The 14241-nt window shown below is 56.9% G+C and carries 12 protein-coding genes; 5 read left to right on the plus strand and 7 right to left on the minus strand.

From position 1 onward, the window contains the following. Window positions 1–88: 88 nt before the first annotated feature. Together EOD43_RS06370 and EOD43_RS06375 are read right to left on the minus strand one after the other, a co-directional pair. The gene (locus tag EOD43_RS06370; protein ID WP_127742155.1) at window positions 89–445 is read right to left on the minus strand and encodes a RidA family protein; all 357 of its coding nucleotides are present in this window, start codon (window positions 443–445) and stop codon (window positions 89–91) included. Window positions 446–495: 50 nt separating this feature from the next. Continuing rightward, window positions 496–1617 carry an NAD(P)/FAD-dependent oxidoreductase gene (locus tag EOD43_RS06375; RefSeq protein ID WP_127742157.1) on the minus strand — a complete coding sequence of 374 codons (1122 nt, stop codon included), beginning with the start codon at window positions 1615–1617 and terminating at the stop codon, window positions 496–498. A 91-nt stretch (window positions 1618–1708) separates the two neighbouring features. Between EOD43_RS06375 and EOD43_RS06380 the strand changes: the two genes are divergently transcribed. After that, window positions 1709–2623 (plus strand): LysR substrate-binding domain-containing protein, encoded by a 915-nt coding sequence (locus tag EOD43_RS06380; RefSeq protein WP_127742159.1) that lies wholly within the window; start codon window positions 1709–1711, stop codon window positions 2621–2623. A 12-nt stretch (window positions 2624–2635) separates the two neighbouring features. Here the strand turns inward: EOD43_RS06380 and EOD43_RS06385 are convergent, their stop codons facing one another. The 4 genes from EOD43_RS06385 to EOD43_RS06400 form a co-directional block, all read right to left on the minus strand. After that, on the minus strand, window positions 2636–3886 hold the full coding sequence (locus tag EOD43_RS06385) for an MFS transporter (RefSeq protein WP_164857127.1): 1251 nt from the start codon (window positions 3884–3886) through the stop codon (window positions 2636–2638). Window positions 3887–4051: 165 nt separating this feature from the next. Next, window positions 4052–5293 carry a metal-dependent hydrolase family protein gene (locus tag EOD43_RS06390; RefSeq protein ID WP_164857128.1) on the minus strand — a complete coding sequence of 414 codons (1242 nt, stop codon included), beginning with the start codon at window positions 5291–5293 and terminating at the stop codon, window positions 4052–4054. Window positions 5294–5309: 16 nt separating this feature from the next. Then, window positions 5310–6995 (minus strand): hydantoinase B/oxoprolinase family protein, encoded by a 1686-nt coding sequence (locus EOD43_RS06395; RefSeq protein WP_127742165.1) that lies wholly within the window; start codon window positions 6993–6995, stop codon window positions 5310–5312. Window positions 6996–6997: 2 nt separating this feature from the next. Next, window positions 6998–9040, minus strand: coding sequence for a hydantoinase/oxoprolinase family protein (locus tag EOD43_RS06400; RefSeq protein ID WP_127742167.1), 2043 nt, complete (start codon window positions 9038–9040; stop codon window positions 6998–7000). Window positions 9041–9252: 212 nt separating this feature from the next. Here EOD43_RS06400 and EOD43_RS06405 point away from each other — a divergent pair, with 212 nt between their 5' ends. From EOD43_RS06405 to EOD43_RS06420, 4 genes are all read left to right on the plus strand, one after another. Then, window positions 9253–11592, plus strand: a complete 2340-nt coding sequence (locus EOD43_RS06405; protein WP_127742169.1) for a TonB-dependent receptor — start codon at window positions 9253–9255, stop codon at window positions 11590–11592. A 69-nt stretch (window positions 11593–11661) separates the two neighbouring features. Further along, on the plus strand, window positions 11662–12255 hold the full coding sequence (locus EOD43_RS06410; protein ID WP_127742171.1) for a helix-turn-helix domain-containing protein: 594 nt from the start codon (window positions 11662–11664) through the stop codon (window positions 12253–12255). A 2-nt stretch (window positions 12256–12257) separates the two neighbouring features. Further along, entirely contained in the window at window positions 12258–12593 is a 336-nt protein-coding gene (locus tag EOD43_RS06415) for a cupin domain-containing protein (protein ID WP_240653228.1), read from the plus strand. A gap of 58 nt (window positions 12594–12651) precedes the next feature. Next, complete coding sequence (locus tag EOD43_RS06420) at window positions 12652–13026, plus strand: STAS/SEC14 domain-containing protein (protein ID WP_127742175.1); 375 nt, start codon at window positions 12652–12654, stop codon at window positions 13024–13026. A 35-nt stretch (window positions 13027–13061) separates the two neighbouring features. On the opposite strand, the gene EOD43_RS06425 is transcribed toward EOD43_RS06420, so the two are convergent. Beyond that, window positions 13062–14192: an alpha/beta hydrolase family protein gene (locus tag EOD43_RS06425; RefSeq protein ID WP_206363497.1), complete on the minus strand. Its 1131-nt coding sequence runs from the start codon at window positions 14190–14192 to the stop codon at window positions 13062–13064. Window positions 14193–14241: the final 49 nt, after the last annotated feature.

The following is a 14241-nucleotide window of genomic DNA, read 5'->3' on the forward strand; positions in this document are numbered from 1 at the left end:
ATATGAGGCTATCTTGAGCGAGCTTAGGCGCATCGGGGTCGTCATGGACAGGTTGGCGCTGTGGTAATTTATCCGGTCTCTTTGATATTCACGGTAGCGCTGCAGTGACGACAATTTCGACGAGGGTCGGTGTGGATGCCATTGAGCTCTGGACAGTGGCACGGGTCGGGCTTGCGTGGGGAGCAGTCCAATGGTCCCATACCGCGTTCATCCCGGCAAAATCCCGCTCAATGTCACGAAGCCAGATCTGTGCGGTAAGCAGGCGGGTCTTGTCGGTGCCTGCGCGCTCCAAATAGGCGTCGATACGATCGAGAACCTGGGTGGTTTGACCGCCAATATCTTGCTCGCGATCCGGGGCCGTGACACCGGCCAGATAGACGATACCATTATGGATGACGACGCGGCTCCCGCGGGCCTCTCCGTCCATGCGTATGATTTCCGACATTAGAATCTCCAAAAAAGGGGCAAGAGCACGAGCCGCGGCGCCGGCCGCACTCAGTTGAGATCGGTTTTAGAAAAGCGGTCTGGCGTGAAGGCGGCGAGATCGTTGGGAAAAGCGCCGGCCGCGATTCCATCAGCAATCATGGTCGCGTGAGCGGCTGCCAGGGTTACGCCCGAATGACAGGTTGCTACGAAGGCGCCTGGATGGCTTTTGGACTGCGCGTAAATCGGATAGCCGTCCGGCGTCATAACCCGTAGCCCGGCCCATTGTCGGACCACTTTAAGCATCGCTAAAGCTGGGATCATGCGCACGGCCTCAGCGCTCATTGAGGTCGCGGCATCAGCGGTAACGGCGGCATCTAAGCCCGCATGTTCGTGCGTTGTGCCGATCATAACGGTACCCTCTTGCAACTGCGCCAAACCTAGAATCGGCACAGGCAGGAAGGGTTCAACACGTTCGGTTATGAGGATCTGACCGCGCAAAGGGCTAATCGGAATGGCAAGGCCTAGGTGCGCGCCTAGCGCCGCGCTGCCTAGACCTGCTGCAAGGACGACTTTTGAGGCGGTCGCTGTCTCGTAGCCATAGTCGATCAGGAAGAGGCCAGCATCATTCTGAACGACGTTTCGGACTGTCATTCCCCCACGAATGTGCCCGCCAAGCCGCACGATTGCGATGTGCAGCGCCGCAAGCGTCGCTAAAGGGTTAGCGAAACCGTCACGGCGGCAATAGCTCGCGCCGGTGACATCTTTGCCAAACCGAACGCCCGGAAGAAGGCGATCCAGCGCTGGACGATCGAGGAGCTCGGTCTCGCTTGGGGTTCCTACAATTTGATTATGGAGACGCTCGAGGTCGCTACGGCGCTTGCTAAAGGCGTTTTCGCCGAGGCACAGCTGCAGGCCGCCGCTCTGCTGATAGGGCACCTCAATGCCGGCAAGATGCTCAAGCTCGTCCCTAAATGCGCCCCAGACGTCTACAGACTGACGCGTCAGCGCTTGGTAATGCGGGTTTCCAAGCCCTTTAGTGTGTTGCCAAACAAGGCCGCCATTTGCGTTTGATGCCCGAAAATCACGGTCTTCGCCGTCGATAACGAGGACCTCGAGACCCTTTTTGACTAGGCCAAGCGCGATAGAGGCGCCGACAAGCCCACCCCCAACCACCACGACATCTGCGTTCATACAAAACCCTCTTGCACCGAGAGTTCGTAGAAACTCATACTATATTCGTCCAAGTCCGATACTCGGTCGACCTATTCACTGAGGTAAAGCCGTGCCCCGAAATGTTGATCTCCGCCAAATTGAGGCCTTTAAGGCGGTGGTAGAAAGCGGGACCGTGAGCCGAGCTGCGCTGGTGCTCGGAATGTCTCAACCCCAGATCAGCAAACAAATCGCCAATATGGAGATGGACACCGGATTGAAGCTATTCGACCGATTCAAGGGGCGATTAGCGCCAACGGCCAACGGTCTTCGCCTCTATGAGGAAGTAGGCCGTATCTTCGCAGGTGTATTGCAGGTCGAAAATGCGGTCGAAGCGATCCGCAGAGAAAAACAGGGCCGCATTGCGGTCGGCGTCATGCCAGCCCTCTCTGGCCCTTTTATCGAGCGCGTCACGCGGACGTTCCTAGGTTCTCGGCAAGGCGTATTTTGCGCCGTCGAACAACTCACTTCGGACTGGATTGTAGAACGGATCGTTTCTCGGCGTTTTGATGTCGGGTTGGTCAACTGCAAGGCCGACAGCCGCTATGTCACGAGTGAGCCGTTGATGACCCATCCATTGGTCGCGATCGCGTCGCCAGACCATCCTTTTGCGGCCAAGGATGTGATCGAGCCCGAGGATCTCCATGATACACCCTTCATAGCTTTTGATCCTATGGCGGATATCGGCACGCGTGTCGCCGATATGCTGGAACGCTACCGGGTCGAACCTCGCACTGTGCTGGCGACGAATGTGGCGCCGACAGTGTGTGAGCTCGTAGCATCGGGCTTAGGCGTCAGCCTTGTTCACCCGCTTAGCTTGAGCGGATTCGAAGATCGCCTCATTGCTAGGCGGTTTGAGCCGGAAGTCCCCTATTGGTTCCAGCTATGCCGGCTGGCGGACAGCCGCAATGCGGATTTGGTGACAGCTTTCATGGAAGATACTCGCGCCGTAGCTGCGAGGATTTCACGCGACATACTTGCGCGGTAGGCCGATTACCCGTCAGTGAGTGGCTGCAAGAGTGTTCTCGCCCGTTTGCCGCGGCAGTATAAGCGCCATCATCAAAACCATCAGCAGCGCTGAGATCAGGACACCGAACACGTAATTATAGTTTCCGTTCGACTGGTCCACGACGAAGCCGATCAGTAGCGGGGACACGAACGCCGCGATCTGAGCCGCCATGTTGATGAAGCCTCCAGCAATACCCATCATCTTCTTTGGGATGGTATTCATTGGGAAAGCCCAAAATGATGCATGGAAGAATAAGAGGAAAAAGCCAGTGAGTGTTTGGCAGATCACCAGGAGAGCTGTCGACTGAGCTGTCATCGACGCGAACATCAGGATCGGCGCCACGATGATCGCTCCAATTACGGGAACGCGGCGACGCGTGGCGAATAGATTGTCCGATGCCCAGCCTGCGCTCAGTGCGCCCAAACTGCCTGCGAAAAATGGGAGCGAGGCTGCCACCCCCATCTCGACCATCGAGAAGCCTCTCGCTTTCACGAGGTAGGTGGGCAACCAGGTCATGAAGCCCCAATTGGCGATGCCGAAGAAGAAGGCTATCGTGAAATATTTCACGACATTGGGTGTACGAAGAGCATCCGTTATGCTTACGTTGCCAGAAGCCGCATCAAGATCAGCCGTTACGTCGCCTTCGATCTCGGACAGTTCGGTTGATGACAGGCGAGAATCCTTCGAGGGATCATCGCGGACCATCTTCCAGAACAAGAATGAGATGATGATCCCGACAAAAAACAGCGTGTGAAATACCGCTCGCCATCCCCAAGTCGACATGATCCACACTACGATGAGCGGGCTCAGCGCGGCTCCTAAAGGGTTAGACGCCAGTTGGATTGCATTGGCGGTGGCGCGCTCCTTTTTGGGGAACCAGACGGCCACAGTCTTGAATGCACAAGCGGGAAATAGGCCCTCGCCGAGTCCAAACAGGAACCGGACAACCATCATCTGTACAAGGCTGCCGACAGAGCCCGTAATCGCTGTAAAAACCGACCACCAGAGCATAGCAAGGGTCGCGACCCGGCGGACACCAAAACGATCGGCGAGCAGTCCGCCTGGGATTTGGCTGAGTGCATAGCCGCCGTGGAAGGCCGTCAAAACAAAGCCAAGGGCGAGGGGACTGAGATGAAGGTCGTCCGCCACATAGGGAAGCGCCACCGGTAAAGCCATGCGGTCGAGGAACGACACGATCCAAGTCACAAAAAGCGTTGAGAGGATCGTATGGCGAACTTTCATCGGGCTTCCATTTTCAGGGTTCCAAGGTGCTCCCCAGCAAATGCGGTAGCCGCAAGATTGAATATCGCCACGCATCTGCTGTCAAAGTCGCATTTTGGCTCAGCCTATTCGCTGGGGTCATGTCCAGCGTCGTGGTGCGGGAGTTTTTGCTGCGGCTAAAGGCGGTCACCGGACCTTGCGGCCGCGGCTCCATATTTGAGAAATGCCTTCACTGCCTGTCGCAAGCAGCGTTATGTCCTTGAGTGGGTCGCCGTCGACAATCAGGAAATCGGCGAAGGCACCGGGCGAAATCACGCCAAGCTTTCCCTCCATATCGAGCAGCGATGCGTTGATCGAAGTCGCCGATCTCAAAATGTCCGGCGCTGCTTCAACACGCGCGCGCAGATGAAACTCATCACGCTGATATGCATGCAACGAACCAAGGAGGTCGGTACCAAAACCCAAGCGAACTCCGGCCGATCGGCAAATGCGGATGGCATCAAAGCCGCGCTCCCGAACCTCGGCAAGCTTTTCAAGGCTATGGGATGGGGCCCCTGCATCATTCCCAAAGCGATAGAGCGCGTCGTAGGTCACAAGCGTTGGAACGACGAAGGCTCCAGCCGCCGCCACCGCTCTTGCAGTCGGCAGGTCGATCAAATTGCCATGCTCGATTGAACGAACCCCGAGGTTCACAGCCCGCATTATGCTGTCAGCGGTATATGCGTGGGCCGCTACGTAACGCCGTCTGCGCCTGGCTTCATCGACGACCGCCGCAATTTCGTCGTCTGAAAATTGCAGATACCAGATCGGATCGCTGGGGGTTGAGATGCCGCCCGACATAAAGATCTTGAGATGATGTGCCCCTTGCCGCAGCGCCTCCCGTGAGGCTTTGCGCAGGGCATCCACGCCATCTAGCAGGTCGGATAAGGCTCCACGCGGCGCACAGCCGCATAGATCACTGCTTTCATAAGGTGCGCGCGCATCGCCATGTCCTCCTGATTGACTGAAGGCGCGACCACAAAAGAAGATGCGTGGTGACGGGAACAATCCTTGCTCAGCCGCGAGCCAGGTACCGTGATCGCCGCCGCCCACATCACGGATCGTCGTGAAACCACGCAGCAAAGCCGCTTCTAGGTTCAGCCTAGCGCGCTGTGCTTCGTAGGTTTGCGGGTATCGCTCACATTTTGCTGTATCGGTCTCGGTGGCAAAGGCATGAAAGTGAGCATCGATCAGGCCCGGCATCAGCGTTCTGCCCGCCAGATCGACCTCGCAATCGAAACGACCTTTCGGACGGGTCGCATCGATCGCTTCGAACTTACCATCTACGACTGTGATAAACGAGGGCTCGCTAAGCTGGGGCGATACGCCATCAAAGACACGCGCCTTCGAAAGGAGTGTTTTCACACCCCTTGCGCCGTTTTCCTGCATGGATGCTCCGATAGGCTTAGGAGGCGTAACCATAGTCTCGCAGAGCCTGCTCTGCTGTGACAAAGCCGTCGCGTAGATCTTGCGCTATGGCTGACCTGTCACGCAGTTGAGGGTCGCCCCAACCGCCACCGGTCGCAGTAACCATCCGCACCACATCACCCTTTTGTAATCGCACCCGCGCTGGCTTCGCCATGATCTCGGGCGGGTCTGCTCGGACACCCTGGCGGAGGATTTCAGCATAGTTGGGCGAGCCTGTTTGTCCGCCGGCTGCCCCCCACGGCGGAAATTTGCACCGGCCAAAGCTACCGGTGAAAGTCCAACCGTCTTCCGGGATCTCATATTCTAGCGCGACACCCTTACCGCCTCGGAATTGGCCGGCACCGCCGTCATCATCGTGAAAGGCGTAGCGGCGAACTTTCACGCCATATTTTTCTTCCGTGATCTCAACAGGGATATTGTAGGTCTCGCCATCGGCCACCGAAAATTGCCCGTTCAGGCCATCACGGTTCTCCATTGCGCCCCACCCGCCGAGAAGCGGGCTGACGAGAATAGTCGATGCTCCGGTCTTTGGGTGTTTGCCTGCGAAAATCACAGCGCATACGGAAAGCACATGCCCTGCGGTTAGGCGTTCGGGCAGATGGCTTGCCAGGGCTTTCCAGATGAGGTCCTGCGCGTACAACATGGTTTCCCAATATGTCGCGACTGGTGCTGGACGTTCGGCGGTGAACAAGGTGCGATCGGGGCAGACGACCTCGATCGCACGAAAGCATCCACCATTGGCGGGAATGCTGGGGTTGGTGAGAGCCTTGAAAATTGTGCGAACGGCGGAAACGAGCCCAGTGCGAGAGTTGTTGCACGGGCCTACACTTTGCGGCGCACTACCGGTGAAATCGACCTTGAACTTATTCTCGCTGATGTCGATCCGCACGCAAACCTTAAGAGGCTCAGTGGTGACGCCATCGTCGTCGATCCAATCCTCAGCATAAAAGGTCCCTTGCGGCAGTTTCTTCAAATCAGCCGCGACCATCGCTTCGCCATAGTCGAGCAAATCACTCATCGCTTGCTCCATCGCATCGCTTCCATAGCGATCGAAGAGCTCGACAAGACGTGTCTCTGCTACTTTGTTGGCAGCGATGCCGGCCCAAAAATCACCCATCGAATCTTTCGGTAGACGAATATTGGATTGGATTAGCTCGAGCACACCGCTCAGGGGCTTACCCTTCTCGAACACCTTGATCGTTGGAAGCTGAATTCCTTCTTGAAAGATCTCGGTGGAGTCCGTGGTAAAACTGCCTGGCGCCATTCCTCCCACGTCAACCCAATGCGCCTTGTTCATTGCGAAGGCGACCAACTGGTCACGATAGAAAATGGGCTGCGCGATGGCGACGTCGCACAGATGTGTGCCGCCGCCCTTATAGGGGTCGTTTGATATGAAAACGTCGCCCGGGAATATGTCGCCGCTGGGTTGAAACTTCTCGAGGATGTCCTGAATCAGAGAGTCGATCATGCCCAGGAAAACGGTCGTCCCATTGCCTTGGGCGATGAGATCTCCGCGCGCATTGGTGATGCCAACTGAATAATCGAGCGCCTCATAGATGATCGGGCTCATGCTCGTCTTGGCCATCGCCACGAACATCTCGTCGCCGATCGCTACCAACGCGTTTTTGATGATTTCCTGGGTGAAGGGGTCGTTCTCGCTCATGATCAATTCCCGAGCTCGATATGAATGTTGCCCACCGCGTCCATCGTAGCCCTGCAGCCGGGGTTGATGACGATCGTGGTGGTTTTGTCCTCGATCACCGCGGGACCGGCAATCTCCATGCCTGGCTCAAAGCGGTTCAGATCGTACGCTGCGCTCTCATGGACGCCATCGACATCGAAATCGATGACGCGTCGACCCGAGAGGGCGTCGCTGACTGTGGCGCCCGTTATGGTCTTTGGCGGGAGGTCTAGCTTGTCGGTCTCGTTGAAAGCGACGACGTGATAGTTCACCAACTCGACGTCATTAGGCAGCCGGAACTTATATTCCCGCTCATGCTCAGCGTGGAAATCCTCAACAGCCTGCCCAACTTGCGCTAAGCCTAAGAGCCCCGCTGCCATCGGCACTTTGACCGTGTGATCCTGTCCGCAATAGCGAATGTCGGCAAAGCGTTCGAAGCGCAGGCGCGATGCATCCATGCCTTCGTCAGCGCAGACTTTTTGTGCTTCGGCTTCGATATCGCCGTAGACCATATTAAGGGTATCAGTCGGGTAGGTGGCGAGCTGCTCGACCCTGGTCATCAGAAAATCTCGGCGGATGTCGCTCATCAACATCCCCCAGGCCGAGAATACCGCTGAGTTCGCCGGAATGATCACCTTACGCGCTAAGAGGTCCTTGCCAAGCGAGACAGCGTGCATCGCACCACCGCCGCCAAAGGCAATGAGCGCGAAGTCGCGTGGATCGAAGCCGCGATTGAGTGACACGAGCTTGAGAGCATTGACCATGTTCGCGTTGGCGATGCGGATAACACCGCGAGCAATGTCCTGGACGCTGCCGCCCATTCGGTCCGCAAAACGTTGGAATGCTGCCTGGACATTCTCGATATCGGGCGCTTGCTCTCCGCCGAGAAACAATTTCGGATTAATCCGCCCCAGTACGAGATTGGCATCCGTGGTCGTGGGTTCGGTACCGCCTCGGCCATAAGCGGCTGGGCCAGGTGTCGAGCCTGCACTCTTGGGACCGACATGGAGGCGGCCGCCATCATCAATCCATGCGATTGATCCGCCGCCATTGCCGATCTCGACAAGGTCAACGACGGGGGTTCGGATTGGGTAGCCCGGATTGGTGCGATGCCACTCGATCTTATAATCGGTGGTGATCCTTGCCTGTCCATCACGGATCAACGCGGTCTTGGCCGTCGTGCCGCCGATATCGAGCGCGATGAGATTTGGCTCGCCGATTTTGCGACCAAGCGCAGCAGCGCCCAATACGCCGCTTGCGGGACCAGATTCCACAAGCGCGATTGGATTATGTCGCGCTCCCTGCACAGTCGTGACGCCCCCGTTTGACTGCATGATATAAGGTGCTGAGCACAGGCCACGGGCCTGGAGGCCGGCTTCCAGCTGCCCCAGGTAGCGTTTAGCTATAGGGTGGACATAAGCTGATAATACGGTCGTGCTTGTCCGCTCATATTCGCGCCATTCGCGACATACCTCATAGGATCCAACAACCGAGAGGTTGGGCCAAAGTGCGCGAAGCTCAGAGCAGACGGAAGCTTCATGTTCAGCGTTCGCATAAGAATGCAGAAAGCACACGGCGACCGCCTCAACGCCTTCTGCTTCAAGCACCTTGCCAATCGCTTCTAGGCTGGCAAGGTCGATTGGCTGGATTATCTCGCCATCGGCCCCAATGCGCTCGTCCATTTCGAAGCGCAGATAGCGCGGTACGAACGGTGCGGGCTTCTTGAACGCGAAATTGAACAGGTCGGGTCGATTACCTCGTGCGATTTCGAGGACGTCCCGAAAACCACGGGTTGTGATCAAAGCTGTCTTGCTGCCGGTTCGCGAGAGCAAGGCATTGATGACGACCGTTGTCCCGTGGGCGAAGAATGCGAACGTCTCTGGAGAGAGGCCCGCCCGGTCAATCGCGTGCAGCACACCCTGATCGAAATTGGGCGGTGTCGTATCAGCTTTAGCCGTGACGATCCCGTCCGGTCCGATAGCGACAAGATCGGTGAAAGTTCCTCCAACATCAGTTGCCACACGCATGATCGATCCGATGTCCTCTTTCGATTTTTGTAGCCTGTAAGCCAGCCGACACGCTCCGAATATCCCAGCAGCGCCCCTCGCTGTCACAGAGCTGTATCACATAATGTGACATGTCAAACTTTTTGTTGACATCAAAATATTTGATCATATCCCTTTGATGGTAGCTGGGACAGGCGAGCGCCGCCGAGCCGACATAAAGGGAAGGGGCTTTTATGAAGATCGCTTACATGGGGGGTAGTTCGATCGCGGCGATGTTGGCTGTGGCGTGCCTGGCGCCCGCAGCAGCTCAGGCTCAGACATCTGCGCCTAGCGCGGAGGTGCCTACATCTTTGGATGAAATCGTTGTCACTGCACGGTCACGCGAGGAAAAGCTGCTGGACGCGCCAGTCGCGGTCACGGCGATCACCGCGACCTCTATCGAGCGCGCAAATCTGACGCGAGCAACCGATTTCATCGCGCTTGTTCCCAACATCACAATTGCTGACGCGCAGGATTCGGGGAACGTCTCGATCAATATCCGCGGTGTTGGTCAGATCCGTAACGGCGAGACGCCGGTCGCGATTTCGATCGATGGAGTGCTATTGTCGAGCCCGCTCCAGTTCAAACAGGAGTTTTTCGACATCCAGCAAATTGAGGTTCTGCGTGGACCGCAAGGCGCGCTTTATGGGCGAAACGCCATTGCTGGTGCGATCAATATCACGACCAAGCGTCCAACCAATGACTTCTCGGGTAATCTGCGCGTTGGCTACGGCAATGGCGACGCGTTTACCGCCAGTGCTGCTGTCAGCGGCGCGCTTATCGACGACGTTCTGCTTGTTCGCGCTGGGATCTCGCGGTCGCAGTCGGATGGTCTGATCCGCAACAGCTTCCTTAACAAGAAGGTCGATTATTTCGAGGATACGACTGCTAGGCTGCGGCTGGACTGGACCCCGACGGACACGGTGTCGGTCGATTTTCGAGGCTTCTATTCGACCCGCAAGGGTGGTGCCGCATATTTTGCGCGTCCGCTTCTGCAGGCATCGGGGCGACCGTTCCTTGACCCGGTACCCAATGTCGACGTTGCGAATGATGTGGTGGCGCCAGAATCGAATAATCTGGGCTTTGATGACCGCCAGCTGATTGATTTCTCGCTCAAGGTCGACGTCGATACCGCGATCGGAACGCTCACATCGACGACCGCTTATAGCAATGTGCAGCATCTCGTAGCGTTTGATGGCTACGACTATTCGAACAACCGTCAGTGCTATCTGTTTGGCTATGGATCGGTGTCGGATGGCCTTGTCAATTGTACCAACCCGCGGACGTTCGGGCTCGGCCCGAGCGGCAATCCTAACGGTGCAGATGTGCAATTCCCGGCGGGCTACAACACGACCTTCCAGGATAATGACATCAAAAATTGGAGCCAGGAGGTCCGCTTAACCTCTCCGGGCGACCAGCCCTTGCGCTATATCGCCGGCGCCTATTTTCTGTGGCGCGACCGTTCGCTGGTAACGGGTACGAATGAGGATCTGGGTTTTGGCATCATTCCCGTGCTTGATTTCGATCCGCTAACTCCCAATCAAACGCGGCGCTATTTCGCAGAAAACAACAAGGACTTCGCTTACGCGCTGTTTGGCCAGATCAATTATGATGTGACCGAGACGGTTGAGCTGTCGCTCTCTGGCCGTTTCGACAGCGATCGTCGGCGGCAGACCGATCCCCGTGTGGCGCCGTTCAGAGTCGATGGCTTTGGTCTGCCGATTACGGGGCCTGCTAAGCGCGAAGCTACCTTCAAGAAGTTTCAGCCCAAGGGCACCATTCGTTGGAAGCCGTCGGATCAAACTCAGGTTTATGCAACGGCAGCGCAAGGCTTTCGGTCGGGCGGCTTCAACTCGCCGGGTACGGAAGTCGACCCTTTTACGGGCGCTCCCATCTCGGCATCTGTCTATAAGAAAGAAGTCGCGACCAGCTATGAAGTCGGCGCGAAGGCCTCGCTGCTCGACAATATGCTTACATTGAGCGGGGCCGCTTTCATCACCCGCGCTAAGGATCTGCAGGCCTTCAATTTCAACGGATCGGTCAATGCGCAGATCGTCACCAACATCGATCGCGTCGATATCACTGGCGTTGAGCTTGAATGGACACTGCGTCCCGTGACCAGCTTCAAGGTCTTCGGCAGCGTTGGTTTCACCGATGCGGAGATCAAAAAATATGCAGCCAACCCCGCTGCGATCGGCAATCAGGTACCTTATACGACCAAGCTGACGATCAGCTCGGGCGTGGAATATGTGGCTCCGCTATCGGACGACTATAATGGCGTATTCCGAGCCGACTGGCAGCGTCGCGGTAAGACCTACTTCCATGAAGGCGGTACCTTCGTCGGTGTGCCAGTTCGCGACCCGATCAACTTTGTGAGCGGTCGTATTGCTCTGGAGCATCGAAAGGGCTGGTCGATCGCGATCTGGGGGAAAAATCTGCTCAACGAGCGCTATTATGAGGAGGTCGTGGCCCCCGACTATAACTATCAGGGCCGACCGCGAACCTACGGTGTCGAATTGGCGGCGAAGTTCTAACGACAAAGGCCCGGATGTCGTCGAGCATCCGGGCCTTGCGAAACAAAATGCTTATTTGGAGAGACGCGAATGCCCTTCCTAGCCCCCAAGCGGACGCCCAGGAAGATTGCCATAGGCGGCCGGATTAAGAGCCGTCGCCAGGAGCTTGGTTTGACGCTGCAGGCCCTGGCGGACGCGAGCGGTTTGTCTGCGCCATTTTTGTCGCAGGCAGAGCGCAATCAGACGGTGCCATCGCTCGTATCCCTGACTGCGCTAGCGGCAGCGCTCGAGGTGGATATCGGATATTTCATGGAGGTGCCGAAGGACGAGAACATCGTTCGGCGTGCTGACGAACCCGAATATATCGATATCGACTCTCCGGTCATTTATCAGCAGCTGAGCTCGGCACTGCCGGGGCAGATGATGGATGCGATCCTGATGACCATCCCGCCAGGGCATCGCTTTCCAGTTGACCAGCGCGAAGGCGAAGATTTCCTCTTTGTAGTTAGCGGGGAGCTTGTGTCCCAAGTCGGAGACCTGCGTGAGGTTCTTCGAAAGGGCGACAGCATGCATTTCCGGTCCATTTCGCCCCATACGGCTTGGAACGAAACCGATCAGCCTGCGATCCTGCTTTACGTGGGGACGCCCTCAATCTTTCGCGCTGTTTTGGAACAGAAGAATTGACCGTGGAGGCCAAAACTTTGCTCTGGTCGCAGAGCAGCAGTGCACCGCTGCTCGAGCAGTTCATGTTCAAAGATGACGCTGCTGACACGCTTATCGTTGGGACGGGGCATTTCAAAACAGGCCAGCGCATGCCGGCCGAAGGCTGCTCGACATATGGTATGCGAGAGATCAGCGTCATTCTCGAAGGCGCGATCGAAACGACTGTCGGAGACCATAAGGTCGTTCTTCGCGCTGGGGATATTGTCACCATCCCCGCAAATTCGCTCCAATTCTCCCATTTTCTCGAAGATACCAAGTTGGTCTACATCTTCTTTGGCCCGAGAAAATTGGCGGATTGATCAGGGCAAGCCACAGCACGACCTTGGCTTGCCGGTGGCGCATTCTCGCGGAGGCCTGATGTATACCATTCAGTTCAACCGCGCGTGGAACCTCCTCGATATAAGCTGGTCAGGCTTATTCACGCCTGATGAAATGCGTCGTTATGCGGCCGACTGTGAAGCTTGCAGGCGGCGAGAGCGAATAGAGCCTGGGTACCGGCTCAGGATTGTGCTGACGGACAATCAGCCTCTACCTCAAGATACGTTGGGAGTGCTCGGTAAAGTCTTCGAAAATTTCCCAGTCTCGAGCCGCACCGCGATGGTCACGAAAAGCGCGGTTGCTCGTATGCAGATACGGCGAACCATGATGGTGCCACAGATGCAAATATTCGACGATCCTACCGCCGCTTTGGCTTGGTTGATGGCGCCGCAGGCGCGGGAAGGCGGCGTTTAGGGGTGCTAGCGGATTTAGGTGTTCTGCCAGCGCGGCTAGCGCGCCGGTCGGGTCATCTCTCTGATCCACTTAATGATGAGATCGGCAATCTGGAGATTGTTTCGATCCTGCATGATCATGTGACTATTCCCGCGGATGCCGAGCTCACTCGTATGCAGCATTTTGGCATTACCCTTTGCGGCGTTCACGCGAGCAACGAACTTCTCACAGTCTTGGAAAAAGGGGAGCCAACTCACACCTTGGCTTTGGGGTGTTTCGAGATGGTCGCCATAGACGACCAATATCGGTAGCCGCGCGAGCTTCGTGATCTGGTCATCGCTATATTCAGCCGCCTTGCACCCTGGCGGCTCGATCGCGACCAGCGCTCTGATGCCGCTGGGGGCGAGCAAAGCGGCTTCAAATGGGTAGCGACCTGCTTGTGAATGGCCCATGAGCACGGCGCCCTTCAATTGCTGTGCTAGTGCTGCGAGGGCTGAAAAATTGGGGTCATATGCGGGGAAGCTCTGGCCTAGGTCCGGAACTGCCTGTTTGGCGAACTCACTTGCCGCGGCCACCGGAAATTGGCTGTCGCTAAACGCTTCTCCGGCTTTTGGACCAAAACGAAAGCGCACCCAGGCGACATCGTTCGCAACGCGGCGCAGATTTGGTTGGCTTTGTGGGTTAGCAGCGCCCGCGCGCGCAGCATTGAAGGGGGCTTGATTGAAGCCTGAGCGGGCACGCCCGACCTGATCCACAACGTAACTCGGGAAACCGCGTCGCGCGAAATATTCATACCAACCCATGCGGCCATCGGGCGTGGTTTCGTAGCTTTTCCCGGTGAGCGTGCCGCCATGAACCATCACGACCGGGAGTCCCGAGCGCTTTTGCGGAATGAGATATTGCACATACATCTGGTCGACGGTGATTTCACCGTCGCCATAAAGGCCGATCTCGGTCGCATTTTGCTTGGCTGCGTGTCCACCGACGAAAAAGCTTCCCGTCGATTCCAAACTGAGAGGTCCCTTCGGTCGACTTATCTCTTCGAGCTTCTGAGCGGATAACGGTGCCGCCATCATCAAAGCGCCGGTGAGCAGTCCTGCTGATGCTACCTTGCAGACGGGAACCAAAGCTGCCGCAAGGGCCGGTCGCTTGTGCCGGTTGCATCGGCGGCTCTCAACATATGCCATTGTGCTCTCCGCTCTACACGCTGCCCAATTCTTGCCAGAAGCGGCCAAG

The organism is Sphingomonas crocodyli, assembly GCF_004005865.1.
Taxonomy (GTDB): Bacteria; Pseudomonadota; Alphaproteobacteria; order Sphingomonadales; family Sphingomonadaceae; genus Rhizorhabdus; species Rhizorhabdus crocodyli.

Excerpts from the sequence above, each read along its gene's own strand:
- EOD43_RS06370 (WP_127742155.1), bottom strand. The coding sequence starts at position 445 with ATGTCGGAAATCATACGCATGGACGGAGAGGCCCGCGGGAGCCGCGTC.
- EOD43_RS06375 (WP_127742157.1), bottom strand. The coding sequence starts at position 1,617 with ATGAACGCAGATGTCGTGGTGGTTGGGGGTGGGCTTGTCGGCGCCTCT.
- EOD43_RS06385 (WP_164857127.1), bottom strand. The coding sequence starts at position 3,886 with ATGAAAGTTCGCCATACGATCCTCTCAACGCTTTTTGTGACTTGGATC.
- EOD43_RS06390 (WP_164857128.1), bottom strand. The coding sequence starts at position 5,293 with ATGCAGGAAAACGGCGCAAGGGGTGTGAAAACACTCCTTTCGAAGGCG.
- EOD43_RS06395 (WP_127742165.1), bottom strand. The coding sequence starts at position 6,995 with ATGAGCGAGAACGACCCCTTCACCCAGGAAATCATCAAAAACGCGTTG.
- EOD43_RS06400 (WP_127742167.1), bottom strand. The coding sequence starts at position 9,040 with ATGCGTGTGGCAACTGATGTTGGAGGAACTTTCACCGATCTTGTCGCT.
- EOD43_RS06405 (WP_127742169.1), top strand. The coding sequence starts at position 9,253 with ATGAAGATCGCTTACATGGGGGGTAGTTCGATCGCGGCGATGTTGGCT.
- EOD43_RS06410 (WP_127742171.1), top strand. The coding sequence starts at position 11,662 with ATGCCCTTCCTAGCCCCCAAGCGGACGCCCAGGAAGATTGCCATAGGC.
- EOD43_RS06420 (WP_127742175.1), top strand. The coding sequence starts at position 12,652 with ATGTATACCATTCAGTTCAACCGCGCGTGGAACCTCCTCGATATAAGC.
- EOD43_RS06425 (WP_206363497.1), bottom strand. The coding sequence starts at position 14,192 with ATGGCATATGTTGAGAGCCGCCGATGCAACCGGCACAAGCGACCGGCC.